The organism is Candidatus Thorarchaeota archaeon (genome assembly GCA_013388835.1).
Lineage (GTDB): Archaea > Asgardarchaeota > Thorarchaeia > Thorarchaeales > Thorarchaeaceae > JACAEL01.
The window spans coordinates 110,925-129,217 of the sequence record JACAEL010000038.1; the positions used below are offsets into that span (position 1 = coordinate 110,925).

Genomic DNA, 18,293 nt, shown 5'->3' on the forward strand with positions numbered 1-18,293 from the left:
CATGTCAGACCTCAAGACCGAGCTGTGTCAGGTAGTGGGCGACGAGTATGTCTCTGACGGACTGGGCGAGCGATACGTCTACTCGTACGATATGACAGAGAACCCACCACAGGAACCAGCTCTTGTGGTGATGCCTCAGAGCGTGGAAGAGGTTCAGAGCATAGTCCGTCTGGCAAACAGGACGAAGACCCCTCTCGTGCCTTTCGTGACAGGCCAGAACGTTGGAGGACTCACAATCCCGCAGACTAGAGGAGCTGTCATTGTGGACCTCAAGCGCATGGACCGCATTGTGGAACTGGACCAGAACGCCATGTACATCGTCGTGGAGCCCGGGATCACATTCGGGCATGTCAGAAGGTACCTCAATGAACATGCACCCAATCTGCGATACACGTATCCGCTCGCACCACCCTATGCGTCCGTGATGTCGAATGCGCTGCTACAGGGCCTATGTGACCTGTCCACTGCACACGGAGCAATGGCCGACTTCATCACGGGTCTTGAGGCGGTATTGCCCACTGGCGAACTGGTCAGAGTCGGCTCGGCCATAATGGGCGATGGCAACTGGTTTGGACGGTATCCGCTTCCCGACCTTGTCGGTCTGTTCAGCGGCTGGCAGGGCATGACAGGAATCGTCACCAAGATAGGACTCAAGCTCTGGCCCCGTCTTCCTGAGACCGAGCACTTCGCGCTACTTACGTTCGGCGAGAAGGCTACCACAGACCTGCTTACCAGGATATGCCAGAGGCAGATCATTGATGACGGTGACTGTATGTCACTGACTCTGCTGAAGATGCTCCTTGGGGTCGAGTATCCGGTGGGGGTCTTCGAAGGCGAGCCCGACTACGCCACTCTTCTGACACTGTCAGCCAATACTCGTACAGAACTCGCGGCGAAGTGCTCAGTCCTAGAGTCAGTTGTACAGGAGGCGAGAGCGGAAGAGCCCCGGCAGACTCTGCTTGCATGGCCCGCAGTGGCAGCCATCATGGGTTCTGACGCCCACTCGTGGATAGACTTCCCTTCTGACGCCTTCAAGATACTGACCGAGTTCGACGGTCTCACATGGGTGGGCACATACATCCATCCGGCGCGGTGGGGAGAGGCACTAGAGGGCGGTCGCAGAATCGTCGAGAAGTATGGGTTCGAATTGATGGCCTTTCTGAAGCCGATGGATGGGATGCACTTTGGCGAGTTCAAGTTCATAATACGATTTCCGAAGGACGAAGACACTGTTCAGCGTGTCAGACGGTGCAATGCAGAGCTGCTCGACCATGCGCTCAGTCTGAAAGCCATCCCCTACAAGACACCCGTCTGGTCTGCCAAGAAGTTGCAACAGGTAGCGGACCCGGGTTTCGTCATGTTGCTACGCAAGGTCAAGGAGGCGCTTGATCCGAATGGTATCATGAACCCTGGGAGGTGGGGGCTATGACGACGAGTCCGTCCGTGATTGACGAGTGGCTTCACAGATGCATTCGGTGTGGTAACTGCAAGTATGTCTTCAGGGACTATTCACCCTCGTGTCCATCAGGAGAGAGGTTCCGCTTCGAGACCTATTTCGCATCAGGTCGGCTGAGACTCGCACAGGCCACCAAGCGGGGGCTGCTGAAGTGGGACGAGTCGCTCATGAGACCCATCTTCGCATGCACTACATGCGGGAACTGTGAAGTCCAGTGTCTTGCCCCTCATAGAGAGCATATCGTCGAGATCATAGAGGAGATGAGGGCAAGCGCAGTGGAGAGGCTCGGGGCGCTTCCGTCTCATGCGCGACTCAGAGACAGCATCGCCAATATGCACAATCCCTACAATGAGACGCACCATGCCCGGTCTCTTCAGGCCCTGCACGCGTTGCCAGACGAGGCGGAGCTTGTGTACTTTGTTGGCTGCACGTCAAACTACCGTGAGACCGTCATTCGGGATGCAACAATCTCGGTCCTGAAGAAGGCGAAGGTCTCGTTCACCGTCGTTGACGAGTTCTGCTGTGGCTCACCACTTCTGCGCACCGGCCAGAGAGACCTTGTTGCCGACCTGGCCTCTCACAACATCGAGCAGTTTGAGGCCGCTGGGGCAAGCAGGGTTGTCACCTCCTGCTCTGGGTGCTACAGGACAATGATGCGGGACTACAGGTCAATGGGCGTGAGACCGAGTCAGAGAGTCTTGCACGCGTCTCAGCTGTTCAACGAGCTGCTTGAGGAGGGTCGCCTAGTGCCGAAGAAGGGCGCCACCATGCTCGACGTGACCTATCATGACCCCTGCCATCTTGGCAGACACATGAAGGTATACGATGAACCCAGAGCCGTCCTGTCAGCATTACCTCTGGAACTCACTGAGATGCCACTCATCAGAGAGAATGCCTTCTGTTGTGGTGCAGGTGGTGGCGTCAGGGCAGCCTTTGGCGAGTGGAGCCTCGATACCGCCCGAAGACGAATCAGTCAGGCAGCATCTACGGGGGCCAGTGCTGTTGTGAGTGCCTGCCCTTTCTGTGTTCGAAATCTGAGAGACGCCGCCAGCGGAAGCACGAGTGTCATGGACCTCTCACAAGTGCTGGACAACATGGTGTGACAGATGACGCTCCAAGTGCCACACAGAGGACATGAGCTATGCCCTCCTGAGGTTGATATGTGATGATGATGCAGCCGCGAGATGGCAGCAGCGCGTCACGAATCGGCAAGTCGGACTACAGTGACGCAGCCAACGATGGGTCCATCAGATGAGCCCACTGTTTGTAACACGCAGCTTGCGCCCGCAGCACCAAGTCCTCCGCCTTCTCCTGACCAAGAGCCTCTGTCAGCTCGTCGAACACCCGGTCCTGAAGGTAGATCAGTGCGAGACGGGTGTCATCCAAGTCCGTCGGACTCATCGTGTCATCGAGCCGGCATCGAGCATGGAGGTCTCCATCAACAGAGATTCTTCCAATCCATGGGTGTGCACGGCTACCAGCCTTCATGGCACGTCGAATGAGTGCCTCCGTTGCTGCCACGCCGAGATACTTTCCGCATGAGATCAAGAGTGACGACACGATACACTCGGTGACAAAGACAAGTATGCGTTCGAAGGACTCCCTCTGCACATACCCCTTGTTCAGGAGAATGCCAAGCTCTCTGAGAGTAGCATCCTTGTCTGCAGGTTCTATGATCTCGATCAGTCGGGCGAGTTCAGACCTTCCATCGGTCATGGAGAGCAGGAGGAGCGTGTCAGGACTCAGATTGGCGGGATTGCCTCTGCCAAGAAGTACGCTTGAGGAGCCTTCTGAGAGTGACAGGAGGTCTTCATCAGAGGGGACGTAGACCATTGAGGCAAGCCGATGCCATACCGCTTGCGATGCACAGTCTGTGACATCGTCAATGTTCATGCCCAGCTCGGCAGACACATCCCCCAAGGTCTTGCCGTCGTCAGCACGGGTCATGAAGTCTACGACTCTCTGAGAGATCTCCTCAGGCGGCAGACACCGCCCCCTCTCGACCCAGTCAGGTCTCTTAAGGAATATTGACCGCTCTGAGACACGGCTGTCAACAAACTCGTGCCGCACAATGCTGTCAAACTCGGTGTATATCCCGCCCTCAATCCCGTCGCAGTCCTTCATGAACGCAAAGTCCTTCTCGAAGCGTTTCACTATGCTCCTGACCCTGCTTCTCAGCTCGCTGGTCACCCGCGAAACTGCAAGGACTCCGACTATCCAGTCGCCGGCCTCAACGAGTAGAGTGGAGTCTGACCCATACTCGGTCTTCCAGGACTTCTGGCTTGACCCGAGAGCCTCTTGCATGAAGGAGAGGATTGCCGAGACGAAGCCAGACAGCACCTGAACATCCATCATGGTGTCTATGAAGGCATGAGAGTACGGAGCAAGTCCGTGTCGAGCGTTGAACAGGAAGAGGATTCTCTCGTTCGATGCATTGTCTGTGGAATCAATGCTTCCGTGCAATCAACCCGCCTCTAACACCTAGTCTTGACTCTCCATTGGTTCTTCCGATGGATGCACTCTTGGCTTGAGCACTCCCCTAAATCAACCTTGCCTCCATGTAGTGGACTCAATACATGGCTCCAGTAGAGGCACACATGCAATGTCACGGCGCGCTTCTTGCCACTAGCATGGAAACCAAGAGCCCAGTGTACACATGTGGGCGACTCAAGGCGAACATTTGAGAGAAGTCAGCACACGCCATGACGGCTAGAATTCAAGAGCATTGTGGATGCTCCTTCTGGGAAACCAGATGCGCAGGAGCTTTCGAGCAGCATCAGTCCCAATCCGAGCCCATCCCATGTGTTCAATCTCATCTATGGCCATCGTGCCGTAGACAAGAGCTGAGATTCCTGCAGAGACCAGATGGCAATCCGGTTCACTCTCTGTGCTCTGAACATCTAGTCTGCCATCGCGCTCCGAGACCTCCAACACGCTCTTGCTGTCCCCACAAGACTCGTCAGTGATGGACATCACAATGCGACCGCTCTGTTCGGCAGGCAGTCCCATGAGAGACCGTTGTGCATCAATCACTCGAACGCACCATGCCTGCCATGTCTTCATCTGCCACTCCGCGTCCGGGAACAAGAGCTCCAAGTGCTCGTTGAGAGGCATATACAGCGACACCTCACGGACCTGTCCTGTATGTTGACCTATGAAGCGAAGTAGAGCATCACGAGCCTCTAGGTCACTCCAGTACATCTCTAGGATCTGCAGCGACTGTTCATCTTCTCCGGGAAGCTCGAGCCGCCTCACGTTAATCCGATACTTGACAATCCCGACGGGACGTCCGTCCCTGCGGGCCACTGCAAGGACAGCGTCCTTCGCACGGTCCTTCCACTCCCAGTCAGAGACAGACGGTGCGTATGCGAATCCGTGGTATCGAGGTATGCAGACCGCCCTGACAAAGTCCATGTACAGCTCTCGTGCGTCTGCCATCGACACACGCTCAATCGTGATTGCTGGATTGGGCCGAATGCTCAGAAGGCTTTGCAGATGATTACCTGAGGTCTTCGCGAACGGACTCGTGTTTGCAGGAACGTAGCCAAACTGACGATAATAGCTTCGCTTGAAGGCAGACAACATGCTGACAGGCATGCATCGCTCATGCATTCTCTCAAACACCACTCTGAACAGCTCTCGGATGTGCCCCCTTCGTCTGTTCTCGGGGTATGAGGCCACAGCAGATATTCCCCCCATGGCCTTTGGGACTCCTCGGATGGACTGCACGAGTGGTCTGAGTGTCACTCCGGAAACCAGTACTTCATCCTCGAATAGCCCGAAGGTCTCATTGCCCTTGAGCCAGCTTGTCCAGTCTTCGCTGGGCGCATCTCTTGTGCCGCCGAAGGCGTACCTGTGTAGCCGGGATACAGACTCCAGATCATCCTCCTCCAAGAGGCGGACAGTGTATTGTGGCATAACTCACGATGGTCACGGACCTCCCTTTAAGACTCGTGAACGCGTCGCAGTTCAAGACTTGGAATGCCTGCCTGACATGAGATTCAAACGCAGAGGCAGAACCTGCACGAAAGGTGCTGCTCGATGAGAATGCGCGCTTGTCCGCAGCCCCGGGAGATGCCCACTTCCGATTGCCACCATCTGGCATGGCCCGCCAAGAGGAGTTGTAGCGGACATGGCCCGATGAATGACAACCAGCTCAGAATCAGTGTTATCATCATGCCGACGACAAGTCCGAGTGTGGCAATATCCCTTGAGATCATACCAAGACCAGTCCGCTCTTCGGAGGGTCATCCATGGGAGCCGTGACCACTCCATGCTCACTTGTGAGTCTTTGCTCTTCTGGCAGTGGCTATGGCTCAAGTGGTCGGTGGCAGCATTAGTCATCAGCCATGGGGCCATATATCGATTGTTTTAAATATCTGGAATATCAGGTGAAATTCATGCGGCCCATGAATGAATCAGACGATGGACAGCCCGGACGAAGTCCGGACTCTTCAGAGAGAAGCGTCTTGAAACGGCTCAGTACGCTGGACAGGTTTCTCCCCCTATGGATCTTTGCAGCGATGGCATTGGGGCTCCTATTAGGATACCTAGTGCCGGGTCTGGCGGAGGCCCTCGACTTTCTCCGGATAGACACGGTGTCACTGCCGATAGCCATTGGTCTTCTGTGGATGATGTATCCTGTGCTTGCAAAGGTGAAGTATGAAGAGCTCGGAAAGCTGAAACGAGAGGGTAGAATGATGGGAGTATCACTGACACTAAACTGGCTTATCGGGCCGTTCCTCATGTTCGGACTTGCATGGCTGTTCTTGGCAGACATGCCAGACTACCGGACTGGAATCGTTCTGGTAGGGCTTGCTCGCTGCATCGCCATGGTACTCATATGGAACATGATGGCAGGAGGATGTGGCGAGTCCTGTGCGGTTCTTGTGGCGCTGAACTCAATCTTTCAGATCATCATGTACAGTCCAGAGGCATGGTTCTTTGTCACATACCTTCCATCGGCACTAGGTCTAGGTGCAGGAGAGATTGTGGAAGTCTCCATCATGGACATTGCTAGGAGTGTGTTCATCTTCCTTGGAATACCACTTATCGCGGGTCTCATTACACGTTACACACTTGTGAGGAGAAGGTCCAAGGAGTGGTATGATACACAGTTTGCACCCAAGCTTGGTCCCTATGCGATAGTGGGTCTGCTATTCACAATAGTCGTGATGTTCTCACTGAAGGGTGATGTCATCCTCACTCTCCCCCTTGACGTACTGCGAATCTCACTTCCTCTCTTCTCCTACTTCGTCATCATGTTCTTCGTCTCGTTCGGCATTGCCTATGCTCTGAAGTTCGCATATGACAAGAACGTCACGCTGTCATTCACCGCGGCCAGTAACAACTTCGAACTGGCCATAGCTGTGGCGATTGGTGTGTTCGGAATAGAGTCAGGACAGGCTCTTGCAGCAGTGGTCGGTCCACTCATTGAGGTGCCAGTCCTCATCACACTGGTCTATGCAGCAATATGGCTTGGCAAACGGCTATACGGCCGACAAGCTGGCGACATGTCAGAGTGCGACGCACCAACAAGCGCTCGCTAGGAGGTGAGGAGAGATACAAGAGAAACCCGTGTTCATAATGTGTGTGTGCACAGGCAAGTGTCCCGGCTTCGAGAAGATGGACATCTGGGACTTTGTGAACGTTGTGAGAATGACACTTCCCGTGCAGTACGGTGTCATTCACCCACAGCTGTGCGAAGCAGATGGGGATCGCTATCTTGAACTCACCCTCAAGCCAGGCACACGCGTCTTCATTGGTGGTTGTGCCCCTGCGATGCAGTACAAGCTGTTTCGCGACGCATTCGCACGAGTGGGCATGGATGCGAAGACCGATCTGGTTCCCATTGATATTCGGGACATGACGACCGAGCAGGCCGTTGAGAAGGTCAGGCAGGAGCTGAAGAAACATGGATACGACGCAGAGTGACTCCGGTCCGGAACCGACGTTCATGGGCGTGCCCAGGGAAAAGATACCGTGGTGGCCCCGTATCGACCAAGACAAGTGCGACGGATGTGCCGGCGAGTATGACTGTTTCAAGTTCTGCCCGCATCGTGTCTATAGGAAGAGGACAGACCCACCCAAGATAGAAGTGGAGAACAGATACAACTGCGTCGTCTTCTGCCAGGCATGCAGGAAGATGTGCCCCAGAGATGCAATATCCTTTCCCGACAAGGCAGAGATTCTACAAGTCATCAAGGCGGCCCGGACCGCTTCTGGAGTGTGAACGGGATGGGAAAGACATACATACTTCCATGTGCTGGTTATGACCGTCCGGGCGGGAAAGTGACACGAGATGTAGCAGAGCTACTCCTGAAGTCGAAACACCCTCATGTCGTGGGGAGTGTTGCTGCACTGGTCAACGAGAGGCCGGGGGAGGTCAAGGACTTCTCGTCATCAAGTGTGATCTGCCTTGATGGGTGCAGCATGAGATGTGCCTCAAAGATAGCGGAGGCTAGGGGTGCTCGAGCAATACAGTCCATTGAGGTGTCAGAGGTTGCTGCTCCTGACGAGGACGACAATCGAAGGGCACAGAGGGTGTTGGAAATGCTGGAGACACTCCTGGAAGGACTCATGAGCGAGTCGAAGCACTCGGTGTCTTTAGGGGCCGTCGCAGACAGAGAGGAGTTCCTGACAGAAAAGGTGGACAAGTTCACGCTGAGAGTGAAGAGCGGACTCTACTACAGCGACAATGACTTCTGGGTAGCAGTAGAGAATGGAAGAGTAAGGGTTGGGGCCTCAGACCTGCTCCAGCAGTCAGTCTCAGACATCTACTATGTCGAACTCGCGGAGTTGGGACACAGGTTCACGCTGGGCGATGACATCGGAAGACTTGAGTCCACAAAGACGATGATTGAGATAATCGCACCTATCTCAGGAGAGATCATCGAGAGGAATGACCAGCTTGAGTCCAGTCCAGAACTAATCAATGAGTCACCCTATGACAAGGGCTGGCTCTACATACTGAGACCTGAGGACATGAGCGAACTCGAACTCCTGAAGGATGCACACGAATACATCCAGCACGCCTCACAGAAGGCCAAGCATGAACTAGGAAAAAGGGAGACAGGACAGTCAAGATGAACACCAAGAAGAAGATAATAGTGCCCTGTAGCGGAATCGGCAAGGGCTTCGGCAGTGTAACCCGCGAAGCGACCGCACTCATTACAGATAGACTTCACCCAGACCGGTACCGCACCGTCTGCCTACCACTCTTCGTGATTGGAGACGAGGAGGCCGTCCGACTTGTCAGGGAGTCAGAGGTCGTCACGATAGACGGATGTCCAAAGAGGTGTGCAACTGTGGGTGTTAGGGAAGCCGGGGGTGCGCCAGTCATGGAGATAATGGTGCCCAAGGTGTTGGCAGAGAACCCCACACACAAACCCGGTAGCGTGCTTGATATCGGGGAAGGTGGAAGACTTCTTGCCAATGATATTGCCGGGAGGATCCTGCAACTGGAGGAGAAAGAGTGATGACATTTAAGCCCAAGGTCGGAATCATCGCATGTAGTGGAGAAGACTGCCCCGGAGGGGTTGTGTCTCGTCAGGCTGCGCTGCAAGTCCTTCACAAACTGAGACCAAACGAGACCGTTACCATATGTCTGCCCCTCTTCCTTGCCGGCAATGAGGACGAGAGGGAATTTGCGCGAGTGTTTCCCACCATAACGATTGACGGCTGCAGCAAGATGTGCGCAGCCATAGCAACAGCAAAGTACAGCAGCGAGCCAGCTGTGAAACTGAATGTCGAGGACCACATGAAAGACCCCTGTTCTTCGCGTTCAGACGCAGACGCTACCAACCAAACCGAGGAGATAGTGACTCGAATCGCAGAGGAGACAGCTTCTGCGGTAGACAGGCTCAGACAAGGCAAGAGATGATCTGATATGGATAAGAAGGTGAAAGTGACAGTGTTTCTTCCCGTTGGAGTATGCGGCTGCAGCCAGACCGGCTTTCTCCAGCGTGTCTACATGGCTGTGCAAAAGCACTCTGACATCGTTGAATACGACGAGGCCTCTGCCGACAGCGAAGCCGCCAAGAAAGCAGGAGTGTCGTATCGCGGTGTGCTTGTAGGAAGCCGCCTGTTGCAGGCGAACCCGACAGTTCAGATGATTGAAGAGGCCATACTGGCAGAAGCAGAACAAATGAGAAAGAGATAGTATGTCAGCAGAACGGACATCCAAGTGGATGGCGGAATTCCATGCAGCATTAGCCAATCCAGTCCGCCTCCAGATTATCGACTATCTCATGGATGGAGAGCGCTGTCAGTGTGACATACTTCCAAAGATCAACATGTCTCAGTCGGTGGTCTCGTCGTATCTGACCCGGCTCGTCAAGGCCGGAGTCCTCAGTGTTCGCCGTGACGGGACACGGAAACTCTACAGCATCAAGAGTCCAGAGGTAAGGGCACTCCTCCAGCAGTCTCGCGCCCTTGCAGAGGTAGAGAATACTCCATAGAGTGCAGTCAGTTCGGACCAGCAGGACATCCAAACGACCGCCCAGGAGATTGCGACCATACTCTAGCATCTTGAACGCAAGGATGCCAAGTGGCAACAGGGGCCGAGTGTCAGTAGCAACTCATCAGACAAGGACGTGCGACCACAAGGTCTACGTCACGGGAGCATTTCATGCGGGCAAGACGACACTAGTACATGCACTAGACCCGGATGCAATCTCAGTCGAGCGAGACCTGCGTGAGGAATGCCGAAGTCAAGGACCGCCAGACTTGTCCAGTATGCCGCCCGCCGATTACGCATCAGAGGCGTAATGGAGGAAGGGAACGGATTAGGTGACGCGCTAGTGCACGACTCAGTAGACCGCTCATCTCTACGCTCCTAGGGCCTCTTGAACACCAGCAAGACAGACAGCCCCTGAGTGTGATCTCCCTCGATTCGGTCTTCAAGCATGAGTGTGGCATCGTACTTGGCTGCTAAGGTGCGTACGATATGGAAACCAACGCCTCCAAAACGTCGCTCTGACAGAAGCAGTCGTTCCTTCTGCGCGTCGTCCAACCCGGGACCATTGTCCGACACTCGCAGCTCGAACTCGGTCCTTGTCTTCTTCCCACGGACCCATACCATCTTGTCCTTCCGGGGATTGTGCCGGACCGCATTCTCAAGGATGTTCCACACGAGCTGGCTCATGGCCCCGTCACCAAGGACCTCGATGTGCTCCGGAACAGTAGCGAGCTTCGGCCTGACGCCATATGCAGCTTCAATGGCCTTCACCTGTGCAGCGATGATAACCCCGAGGTCCGTGGGCTTCAGAGGTTCGTTCCTTGCTTCCTCGACGCTTCTTATCTTCCGGATGAGCTCCAAGCACCTCTGACTTCCGTCACGTATGTACTGCATGGATGACTCAATCACGTCGTAGGGGGAGTCCGGGCTACACAGGTCCACACCGCCCAGAATCAGCTGAAGCTGGTTGCCCACGTCATGCAACAGAAGGTCAAGCAGAAAGGTCGAGCGAGCCTCGGCCTGTTTGAGCCCCGAGATGTCCGAAAAGATCCCGAACGATCCGATGTATCGACCGTCCATGTCAAGCATCGGAGACGCACTGATAAGGACTGGCACCAGACTGCCATTGCGATGGATGAGCGAGGTCTCGTATCGCTCCGTGATTCCTGCGCGCCTGGCCGCTGCCTTCTGTGCTGCTACACTGTCCGTAAAACCATAGATTATGTCCGAGTTTCTCACACCCACGAGTTCCATCGCAGATGAATACCCTACCATCTTGGCTAGTGCATCGTTCGCGTAGATTATGATTCCGTCCTCATTGTCTGCAGCCAGACCGTCCACCATGGTCTCAACGAGGGAGCGGTACCTGTGTTCACTTGCTTTCAAAGCCCGTTCCCTTGCCAGCTCCGCTGTTATGTCGTGCAGGTGGGCAACAGTCTTAATCGCTCCACCCCGAGTCATGGTGACCACGCTCGCTATTCGCACGTCCACGGTGTGGCCGTCCTTGTGAAGAATCTTGAACTCGTATACAGACGGCACCTTCTCGCCGCGTTGTCGTCGGATGTATCTGTCTTGGACAAGCTCGATACTGTCTGGATGAAGGAACTCACGGAAGTCGTGGTGGAGCACCTCATTCCTTGTGCGGCCAAGCATCTCACATAGCCGGTCATTGATGTAGTCGAACCTGAAGTCAGTGCCTACAACCAGAATCCCCACGGGAGAGTGCTCAACGGCGAACTGCAGCAAATCCCTCTGTTCCAGCGCTTTCTCCTCGACAAGCTGTCGTCTGCGCAGGTCGAGAAGGTAGACGACATAGCCGCAGACTGCTCCTTGCTCATGAGTGAGGGCTGCATACGCTTCCACTGGCACCTCGATTCCATCCCGGCGCACTATCCTGATTGACACCGACGTGGAGCTCTGTGCGGTCCTAAGCATCTCGAGACCTCGACGTACAAGCGTACGAAAGTCCTCAGCTACAAGGTCGTCTATGGACACACCCTTCTTGAGTAGTGAAGGATTGCTGCCGAGAATGGCATGGCCCGCCTGGTTCAAGTACACAACGCGTAGATTCAAGTCAAACTCGCAGACCGGGATGTGCATAGTGTCAGCGACGGCGCGTATCAGTCTCCTCTCTAGGAGAGGAAGCCCATCGTCGTTCGTCATTGTGTTCGGCCTGCCAACTATGCTCTTGCTAGGTTTCGCATAGAAACCGAGGGTGAAGCAGAACTGTGTCAACAACCTAAATGTACTTTGGTTGGATGAAGCCAACACTGGAGCCCTCGAAACAAGAGTGGTACATCCATGAGTCCTACGCCACGGACAGAGACCCAGCTGGAGAGGCAGCCACGAGTGACACGGGACAACTGACTTGGTGGACCGGCGCCAAACGACTTGTACCATGCCGCTCCTCAGGCTCGCCCTCAACTCATCTTGCCGGGATGGAGCAGTGCGCCCACAATGAGGTTAGAAAAGAGGTAGGCAAGCAGGACGTACGACCACATGAGACCAGCGAGGATGTTCCATCCTATCAGGAACTCCTCCACTGGGCGTCCAATAACAAGTTCCGCCCCACTCGAAACACAACTCCAGAGTGAGCCAGAGCAAGCCGATATGGACAAGATCCATTAGACCGTACTCCTTCGCATATCGTAACGACATGTAAGCGAAAATGAAGATGTAGCCAATCCTAGTGCTCATCCCTGTCTGGTGAGCAACGAGCGCGCCCCAGACGGGCTCGTATACCAGATTCATCAGAACAAGGAGGTTGAACCCTGAAACCAGCGTTTCGACCAGTCAAACACGGGCAGCGGTGATCAAGAGATGTCGGTTCATGGATTCTCACCCCATGCGCAGGCTTTGCCTTAACGAGTCTGGTTGTTCACGCTCCAGCTCCAGCAATGAACTGGTCACTTCTCTGTACTCATCATCCCGACAAGACACGTCGCATCGCTCATCACCGCAGCTCTCGGGGCGGACACTCATCTAGAGTTGCGCGAACTTAACACTCCTGTCTATGAGACCTCATTGCATGGCACACATCGGTCTCATATCCGACTGGTTGGGCACTCGACATTGTCGAAGACGCGAGAGAACCGGGAGAGAGCATCATCAATGACCTCGTCCGTGTCGGCCATACTGGTGTACATCCGTGAGCCAGCAAGTGTGATAATCCCCTCAGCTGTGTATGCCGCACCCATCTCCTCCATCGCGTGCTTCCTGGCTTTGATCTCTTTCAGCACCGACCGTATCTTCAGGTAGTTCAGCCTCACGAACATCGCCCCCACGGTTTCAAGATGGCATATTGCACCCTGGTTGTATGCGACATAGGGCAACCCCCGGTCCTCAATCATGTCGCTGAGACCCCTTGTGAGACGGTCTCCCGCGCGTCCGGCTTTCTCGCAGGCCTTCGTCCGCTCAATCTCCTGAATGGTGAAGTAGCCGGCCGCAGAGCTGAGAGGATTGGCTGACAGTGTACCTCCGACGTAGGCCCTCTTCTTGCCGCTCTCGATTCCCGCTGCAAGATGTTCCATCAGGTCACGCCTGCCTCCCAGACCACCGGCTCCCGGATAGCCGCCCGCAACGACCTTTCCAAACACTGTGAGGTCTGGCCTGACACCATAGTATCCCTGGGCGCCGCTCAGTCCAATCCTTCCGAAGGTCACCACCTCGTCAAAGATGAGAAGAACATCGTACTGGTCGCACAGCTCGCGGACCTGTCTGTTATAGTCCCGGTCTACTGGACGGGTGCCAGACTCAGGACCGACGGGCTCAACAATCACTGCTGCCGTGCCCCCCTTGAGTCGGTTTCTTGACAGGTTCCTCTTGAGCGCGCCTATGCTGTTTGGATAGACTTCCTGAGTGTGCTTCCTGTAGCTCGATGGAATCCCATGTGCCTCAAAGCCTCGAGTACCGGGGATGTGGAGCCCATAGACCATCTGGTCGCTCCACCCGTGATAGGCGCCGCCCATCTTGATTATCTTCTTCCGCTTCGAAGCCAGGCGAACCACGCGAGCAGCAGCCATCACGGACTCGGTCCCGCTCCCCAGCATCCGGAACATCTCGACCGAGGGCAAGTGCCTGTTGATCTCCTTCGCGAGCTTGAGCTCATACTCGGAGAAGAGGCCCGTCACTGGACCACACTCGCCTATCAGCTTGAGCACCTTTTCACGTACGGGCCCGTAGTTGTGACCGAGGATGACAGGACCGCCGGCCTGAAGGAAATCGATGTACCTGTTTCCGTCCACATCCCACAGGTAGGCCCCATCCGCTCTCTCAATGGCGATGGGGAAAGGAAGATTGAATGCCAGGTTGTGCTGGACGCCTCCGGGAATGAACTGGCGGGCCTGTGCGGCCAACTCCTTCGAACGCTTACAATGAGTCTCGAAGTAGTCCAGGTACTTCGCCATTGCATCGGGCCGGATACCGTGGATGCCGAGCTGCATCAGCCTGTCTATTCTGCGATAGACCTCTGCAGTGTCCGGATAGGTGATGATGCTCGCTTCACTCACGGCAATCACAGTGTCAATATGCGCAAGGACATGAAAAGACTTGTGGAGCAAAGACTAGACACGTAGTGCCGCCTTCATGGACAAGAACTACTCTTGTCTGCGAATGCCTTTTCATCTGGAACATACAGACGAACACTCGAGAGGAAGGTCAAGAGTCCGCGCAGATTCCTCTCTCTGCTGTCACACCGCTCGAACGCAGACTTGGGGTCATGGACTGCGTACTGGTCCCGGCCATGAGGTGAGGAATCCGAACACCCAGTCTGACAGAGACCATCGTTCAGACGCGGGTGGGAGAAGACCGGTGCTTGCGGGAACGATATCACGGTACAGGAGGGACCACGATGAAGGAGATGGAGACCGCAGAGGAGTACAACAGTGCTGGGGGAGTTCAAAAGGGAGAGAGACCACTCGACTACTGGCTATGCGCATCTATGTGACGGGGAAAGTCGAAGGCCTCACCAAGGAGCAAGTCAAGGCGCTAGTAGAGTCCAAGGGATACGAGTTCCATGCATTTGGTCCAAACACCGAGCTGCTAGTCTATGCAGGGAAACCCGGAAGAGCCAAGATTGCCAGAGCCAACAGCCAGGGAATCAGGACGATGAGCTGGGAGGAGTTCGCCACTGTCCTGGAGAGTAGTGGAAACTCTGCCTCGGGAGTGCAAGGGGAGCACGAAACAGGGACGCTGCCGCACCAGAGCAGCGACCGATATGTGGCATTCCCTGTTGAAAAACGGACAAAGAGAACCACTTTCAACGTGCTCAGGTCAAGTGCGTTCGTCTGGATGAACAGCATGGGTCTCTCACGAATCGACCTCGCTCCGGTAGAAGGGATGGCAAACCTAGAACGGCTCTACCTGCAGCACAACAGGCTGACTGAGATTGACCTGTCACCACTCAAAGACTGCAAACGCCTGCAGTGGCTGAACCTATCTGGCAACCTCCTGACCGGTGTCGATTTGCAGCCGCTCTCACTATGCACAGGACTCCGGGTGCTAGAACTGGCACAGAACCGGATGGGTAAGGTCGACCTCTCGCCGCTCTCCCTATGCAGTGAACTGGGAACACTTGTCTTATCGTCAAACCTAATCAGCAGTGCGGACTTGAGCCCGCTCAGGGAGTGCAAGGGACTCAAGCATCTCCATCTCACGAACAACAAACTGACCACTATTGACCTCTCGCCTCTGTCCGATTGCAAGAGCCTGCAAACGCTGTTCATTGACAGCAACAATCTGACCCATGTTGACCTCTCTGGTCTTCAGTCATGTGGGTTTCTTTGCTGTCTCAACCTCTCGCATAACCAGCTAGAAGAAGTAGACCTCAGTCCGCTATCGGGACTGTCCAATCTCTGTTTCCTGAGCATTGATAATGCAGGGATGATAGACGTCGACCTCACACCCATGGTCGAGTCATGGATTGATGAAATGAGAAAATGCAGGGATAGGCCAACGATCAATGTGAGAGAATCAGAGAGATACACCCGCGACATACTTGCCTATCTAGACCTAGACGGATGCCGCCGTCATACACTTCTTGAGATCTCTGACAATACCGTTCTGCTTGTCGACTCGACATACAGGCGGCAGATTGAGAGTGAGGACTTTCCCGAATTACATATCAGAGGAGAAGGAATATCCTGGGTGAGTGGTTCGGAGCTGGCTAGGAGGCTATACAACAGATATGGGTGGACCGGACTGCGGAAGAGACTGGAATTCCTCCCGAGAAAGGCGGCATTGAGTGCGCTCTCAATGAGCGAACTCGCGGGTCTAGATGCATCGGCGGAGGAGGTGATGTCTTGGATTCCGGAGGACATCTCTTTCACCGACGGTCTCTCGCAGGTCCACTCAATAGCAGTCGCGCGGCTTAGACAGCAGTTGGAGGAAAGCAGGGAGACGGAAGGGTTCGACGTTGAGGCGCTGAAGAGTACAGCGGCTGCAGTCCTGATTCCTCGAATCTTGGAGATAAGGGCGAGTGAGATTCGGTCTCTGACGCTGCGACTCGACGAGCGGGGAGAAGTGGACCTTCAGGACCTCTTGAAGACACACTATGGTCGTCGACTGGCACAGGAGTTAGGACTCTACCAGAAGACTGACATGACAGGACTCCAGAAGATACTGGACGCTTTCGCCCAGATTGGTCTTCGCATTGCAGTTCAGCACGAGCGGAGTCCAGACAAGGAGCCAGAATCATCAAGGTGATTGCGGGATGAAGATACGTACGGACTTTGTAACCAACAGCAGTAGTGCGATCTACATAGTAGAGAACAAGGGCCCATATACACTCACCATGCTGGACCTGCTAGAGGACGCTGCAGCAGGACCATGGGCGTATCTGGATTGGCCATACAAGGACGACTGGCCGCCTGATGTTGAGGTCCCTCCTCCTCCTAAAGACCCTGAATTACTCCAGCAGTTCCGGGAAGCCGTTGCCCGATTGGAGACGTTCCCGCCACATGTCAAAGTCGAGGTCGCAATCACGTACAGCGACGAGGGACCAATCTATTGTCCGCAAGGGCTTCGAAGTTTCAGTGGAAGGTTCAGGATCTGGGACATCACATAAGCCTGCAGGAGGGGAGTCGAAGTGGAGGTCCTCAAGACCGATGAACTGTGTGGGGTGAGAGCTCCTGGATACAACTACATCTTCAGGAAGAGCGACGGCCGCGCCATTCGCTGGGGCAGCACCATGCAAGAAGACCCATTCTGGGCACCGGTCCCGGAGCTGGCGGACATCTCTATCTCCAACCGGTGCTCAAACGGGTGTTCATTCTGCTATCGCGACTCGCGCCCTGACGGCTCTCTGATGACCAAGGAGGACTTCGGGTTCGTACTGAGTCAGATACCCGCGACCTTCCAGGTGGCGCTGGGCGGAGGAGAGCCGACTGAACACCCCGACTTCATCGAGTTCCTGAAGATGTCCCACGAGGCAGGCAAGGTACCCAACTACACGACCAACGGCACGAGGCTCACCCGAGAGATAGTCGAGGCGACCAAGAGGTACTGTGGAGCATCGGCGGTCAGCTGGTCTCCAACAGCGTTTGACGCGGTAGATGAGTTCGTCAGGGCTGGCGTCAAGACCAACATTCACTTTGTTGTGTCGGTCTCAACAATCGGAGAGGCCATCAGACTCCTTCAGAGCCCCGAAGAGCTGAGGCATCACGGGGTCAACGCAATTGTCTTCCTTCTCCACAAGGCAGTCGGTCGAGGGAAGCCAAAGGACACGCCCACAGTCGAACAGATGAGACCTTTGATGGTTGAGGCGTTCTCTGGTGAGGCACCGGTAGCCTTTGATGTGTGCTCAGTCCCACACATCGCAGCAGCTGAGAAGAGGGGTGAGGTCAAGGTCGACTGGCATCTGCTTGACTACTGCGATGGGGCTCGCTTCACTGTCTATGTCGACGAGGCCCTGAACGTGTCGCCCTGTTCGTTCGTCAAGACAAGCCGCTTCACAGAGAACCTGAGAGACAGGCCCATGAGCAAGATATGGGTCGGTCCGAAGTTCGAGGAGTTCCGCAGGTTGCTCAGGCAGGAACCGCTGGTCTGCCATGCATTGAGTCATGCCAAAGAGCAGGATGGAGCGAGGGTTACTGAGTAACGATCCGATCATGGGCACGGACACAAGTTCGTTCGCTCGTTCGTTCGCTGGGGAGGTGTCGGAATGCTGCGTAATGGTTACTTCTTGAGCGTGAGATAGCGCGGCACATCTTCAGGCAACCTCTGTGGACATCGCCATGTCACTGCAGGCAGAAGGCCACTCCAGCATGGCTCGCTTGTGGGTATGCACGGGCGCTTCTCAGAGCAGTCAGCATCAGCATGGCGAGGGGGCAGTCCGTGTGATGATGGCCGGTAAGTCGGAGAAGGCAGAAACAAGAGCGAGAC

18 protein-coding genes are annotated in these 18,293 nt (G+C 55.0%); 14 read left to right on the top strand and 4 right to left on the bottom strand.

What is annotated here, in order from left to right:
* The first annotated feature begins 1 nt into the window (after window position 1).
* Window positions 2–1,429, top strand: coding sequence for an FAD-binding oxidoreductase (locus HXY34_07225; protein NWF95920.1), 1,428 nt, complete (start codon window positions 2–4; stop codon window positions 1,427–1,429).
* On the top strand, window positions 1,426–2,559 hold the full coding sequence (locus tag HXY34_07230) for a (Fe-S)-binding protein (protein ID NWF95921.1): 1,134 nt from the start codon (window positions 1,426–1,428) through the stop codon (window positions 2,557–2,559). Before HXY34_07225 ends, HXY34_07230 begins: the two co-directional genes overlap by 4 nt.
* Window positions 2,560–2,674: 115 nt before the next feature.
* On the opposite strand, the gene HXY34_07235 is transcribed toward HXY34_07230, so the two are convergent.
* Both HXY34_07235 and HXY34_07240 read right to left on the bottom strand, forming a co-directional pair.
* Window positions 2,675–3,919 (bottom strand): hypothetical protein, encoded by a 1,245-nt coding sequence (locus HXY34_07235; GenBank protein NWF95922.1) that lies wholly within the window; start codon window positions 3,917–3,919, stop codon window positions 2,675–2,677.
* 246 nt (window positions 3,920–4,165) lie between these two features.
* Window positions 4,166–5,350: a GNAT family N-acetyltransferase gene (locus tag HXY34_07240; protein ID NWF95923.1), complete on the bottom strand. Its 1,185-nt coding sequence runs from the start codon at window positions 5,348–5,350 to the stop codon at window positions 4,166–4,168.
* Window positions 5,351–5,925: 575 nt separating this feature from the next.
* Here HXY34_07240 and arsB point away from each other — a divergent pair.
* Genes arsB through HXY34_07285 form a run of 9 tightly spaced genes read left to right on the top strand, consistent with a single transcriptional unit; the run spans window position 5,926 to window position 10,225 of the window.
* Complete coding sequence (gene arsB, locus HXY34_07245) at window positions 5,926–7,005, top strand: ACR3 family arsenite efflux transporter (protein NWF95924.1); 1,080 nt, start codon at window positions 5,926–5,928, stop codon at window positions 7,003–7,005.
* A 37-nt stretch (window positions 7,006–7,042) separates the two neighbouring features.
* On the top strand, window positions 7,043–7,390 hold the full coding sequence (locus tag HXY34_07250; protein NWF95925.1) for a hypothetical protein: 348 nt from the start codon (window positions 7,043–7,045) through the stop codon (window positions 7,388–7,390).
* Entirely contained in the window at window positions 7,371–7,688 is a 318-nt protein-coding gene (locus tag HXY34_07255) for a ferredoxin family protein (GenBank protein NWF95926.1), read from the top strand. Before HXY34_07250 ends, HXY34_07255 begins: the two co-directional genes overlap by 20 nt.
* Window positions 7,689–7,693: 5 nt before the next feature.
* Window positions 7,694–8,545 (top strand): glycine cleavage system protein GcvH, encoded by an 852-nt coding sequence (gene gcvH, locus HXY34_07260; GenBank protein NWF95927.1) that lies wholly within the window; start codon window positions 7,694–7,696, stop codon window positions 8,543–8,545.
* Window positions 8,542–8,934 carry a hypothetical protein gene (locus tag HXY34_07265; protein NWF95928.1) on the top strand — a complete coding sequence of 131 codons (393 nt, stop codon included), beginning with the start codon at window positions 8,542–8,544 and terminating at the stop codon, window positions 8,932–8,934. Before gcvH ends, HXY34_07265 begins: the two co-directional genes overlap by 4 nt.
* Complete coding sequence (locus HXY34_07270) at window positions 8,934–9,338, top strand: putative zinc-binding protein (protein ID NWF95929.1); 405 nt, start codon at window positions 8,934–8,936, stop codon at window positions 9,336–9,338. Before HXY34_07265 ends, HXY34_07270 begins: the two co-directional genes overlap by 1 nt.
* Window positions 9,339–9,344: 6 nt before the next feature.
* The gene (locus HXY34_07275) at window positions 9,345–9,617 is read left to right on the top strand and encodes a hypothetical protein (GenBank protein ID NWF95930.1); all 273 of its coding nucleotides are present in this window, start codon (window positions 9,345–9,347) and stop codon (window positions 9,615–9,617) included.
* A 1-nt stretch (window position 9,618) separates the two neighbouring features.
* Window positions 9,619–9,915: a winged helix-turn-helix transcriptional regulator gene (locus HXY34_07280; protein NWF95931.1), complete on the top strand. Its 297-nt coding sequence runs from the start codon at window positions 9,619–9,621 to the stop codon at window positions 9,913–9,915.
* Between the two features lie 49 nt (window positions 9,916–9,964).
* Entirely contained in the window at window positions 9,965–10,225 is a 261-nt protein-coding gene (locus HXY34_07285; protein ID NWF95932.1) for a hypothetical protein, read from the top strand.
* Between the two features lie 67 nt (window positions 10,226–10,292).
* Here HXY34_07285 and HXY34_07290 read toward each other — a convergent pair whose 3' ends face one another.
* Together HXY34_07290 and HXY34_07295 are read right to left on the bottom strand one after the other, a co-directional pair.
* Window positions 10,293–12,077 carry a PAS domain S-box protein gene (locus HXY34_07290; GenBank protein ID NWF95933.1) on the bottom strand — a complete coding sequence of 595 codons (1,785 nt, stop codon included), beginning with the start codon at window positions 12,075–12,077 and terminating at the stop codon, window positions 10,293–10,295.
* An 881-nt stretch (window positions 12,078–12,958) separates the two neighbouring features.
* A complete protein-coding gene (locus HXY34_07295; GenBank protein NWF95934.1) occupies window positions 12,959–14,356 on the bottom strand; it encodes an aminotransferase class III-fold pyridoxal phosphate-dependent enzyme in 1,398 nt (465 codons plus the stop codon).
* Between the two features lie 367 nt (window positions 14,357–14,723).
* Between HXY34_07295 and HXY34_07300 the strand changes: the two genes are divergently transcribed.
* From HXY34_07300 to HXY34_07310, 3 genes are read left to right on the top strand one after another with little or no spacing between them, the layout of a single operon-like run.
* Complete coding sequence (locus HXY34_07300; protein ID NWF95935.1) at window positions 14,724–16,616, top strand: leucine-rich repeat domain-containing protein; 1,893 nt, start codon at window positions 14,724–14,726, stop codon at window positions 16,614–16,616.
* 7 nt (window positions 16,617–16,623) lie between these two features.
* Window positions 16,624–16,977 (top strand): hypothetical protein, encoded by a 354-nt coding sequence (locus tag HXY34_07305; GenBank protein ID NWF95936.1) that lies wholly within the window; start codon window positions 16,624–16,626, stop codon window positions 16,975–16,977.
* A 21-nt stretch (window positions 16,978–16,998) separates the two neighbouring features.
* Window positions 16,999–18,009: a radical SAM protein gene (locus HXY34_07310; GenBank protein ID NWF95937.1), complete on the top strand. Its 1,011-nt coding sequence runs from the start codon at window positions 16,999–17,001 to the stop codon at window positions 18,007–18,009.
* The last annotated feature ends 284 nt before the right edge of the window (window positions 18,010–18,293 follow it).

Coding starts and splice junctions, on each gene's coding strand:
- HXY34_07225 (NWF95920.1), top strand. CDS start 2: ATGTCAGACCTCAAGACCGAGCTGTGTCAGGTAGTGGGCGACGAGTAT.
- HXY34_07230 (NWF95921.1), top strand. CDS start 1,426: ATGACGACGAGTCCGTCCGTGATTGACGAGTGGCTTCACAGATGCATT.
- HXY34_07250 (NWF95925.1), top strand. CDS start 7,043: ATGTGTGTGTGCACAGGCAAGTGTCCCGGCTTCGAGAAGATGGACATC.
- HXY34_07255 (NWF95926.1), top strand. CDS start 7,371: ATGGATACGACGCAGAGTGACTCCGGTCCGGAACCGACGTTCATGGGC.
- gcvH (NWF95927.1), top strand. CDS start 7,694: ATGGGAAAGACATACATACTTCCATGTGCTGGTTATGACCGTCCGGGC.
- HXY34_07265 (NWF95928.1), top strand. CDS start 8,542: ATGAACACCAAGAAGAAGATAATAGTGCCCTGTAGCGGAATCGGCAAG.
- HXY34_07270 (NWF95929.1), top strand. CDS start 8,934: ATGACATTTAAGCCCAAGGTCGGAATCATCGCATGTAGTGGAGAAGAC.
- HXY34_07275 (NWF95930.1), top strand. CDS start 9,345: ATGGATAAGAAGGTGAAAGTGACAGTGTTTCTTCCCGTTGGAGTATGC.
- HXY34_07280 (NWF95931.1), top strand. CDS start 9,619: ATGTCAGCAGAACGGACATCCAAGTGGATGGCGGAATTCCATGCAGCA.
- HXY34_07290 (NWF95933.1), bottom strand. CDS start 12,077: ATGACGAACGACGATGGGCTTCCTCTCCTAGAGAGGAGACTGATACGC.
- HXY34_07295 (NWF95934.1), bottom strand. CDS start 14,356: ATGCAGCTCGGCATCCACGGTATCCGGCCCGATGCAATGGCGAAGTAC.
- HXY34_07305 (NWF95936.1), top strand. CDS start 16,624: ATGAAGATACGTACGGACTTTGTAACCAACAGCAGTAGTGCGATCTAC.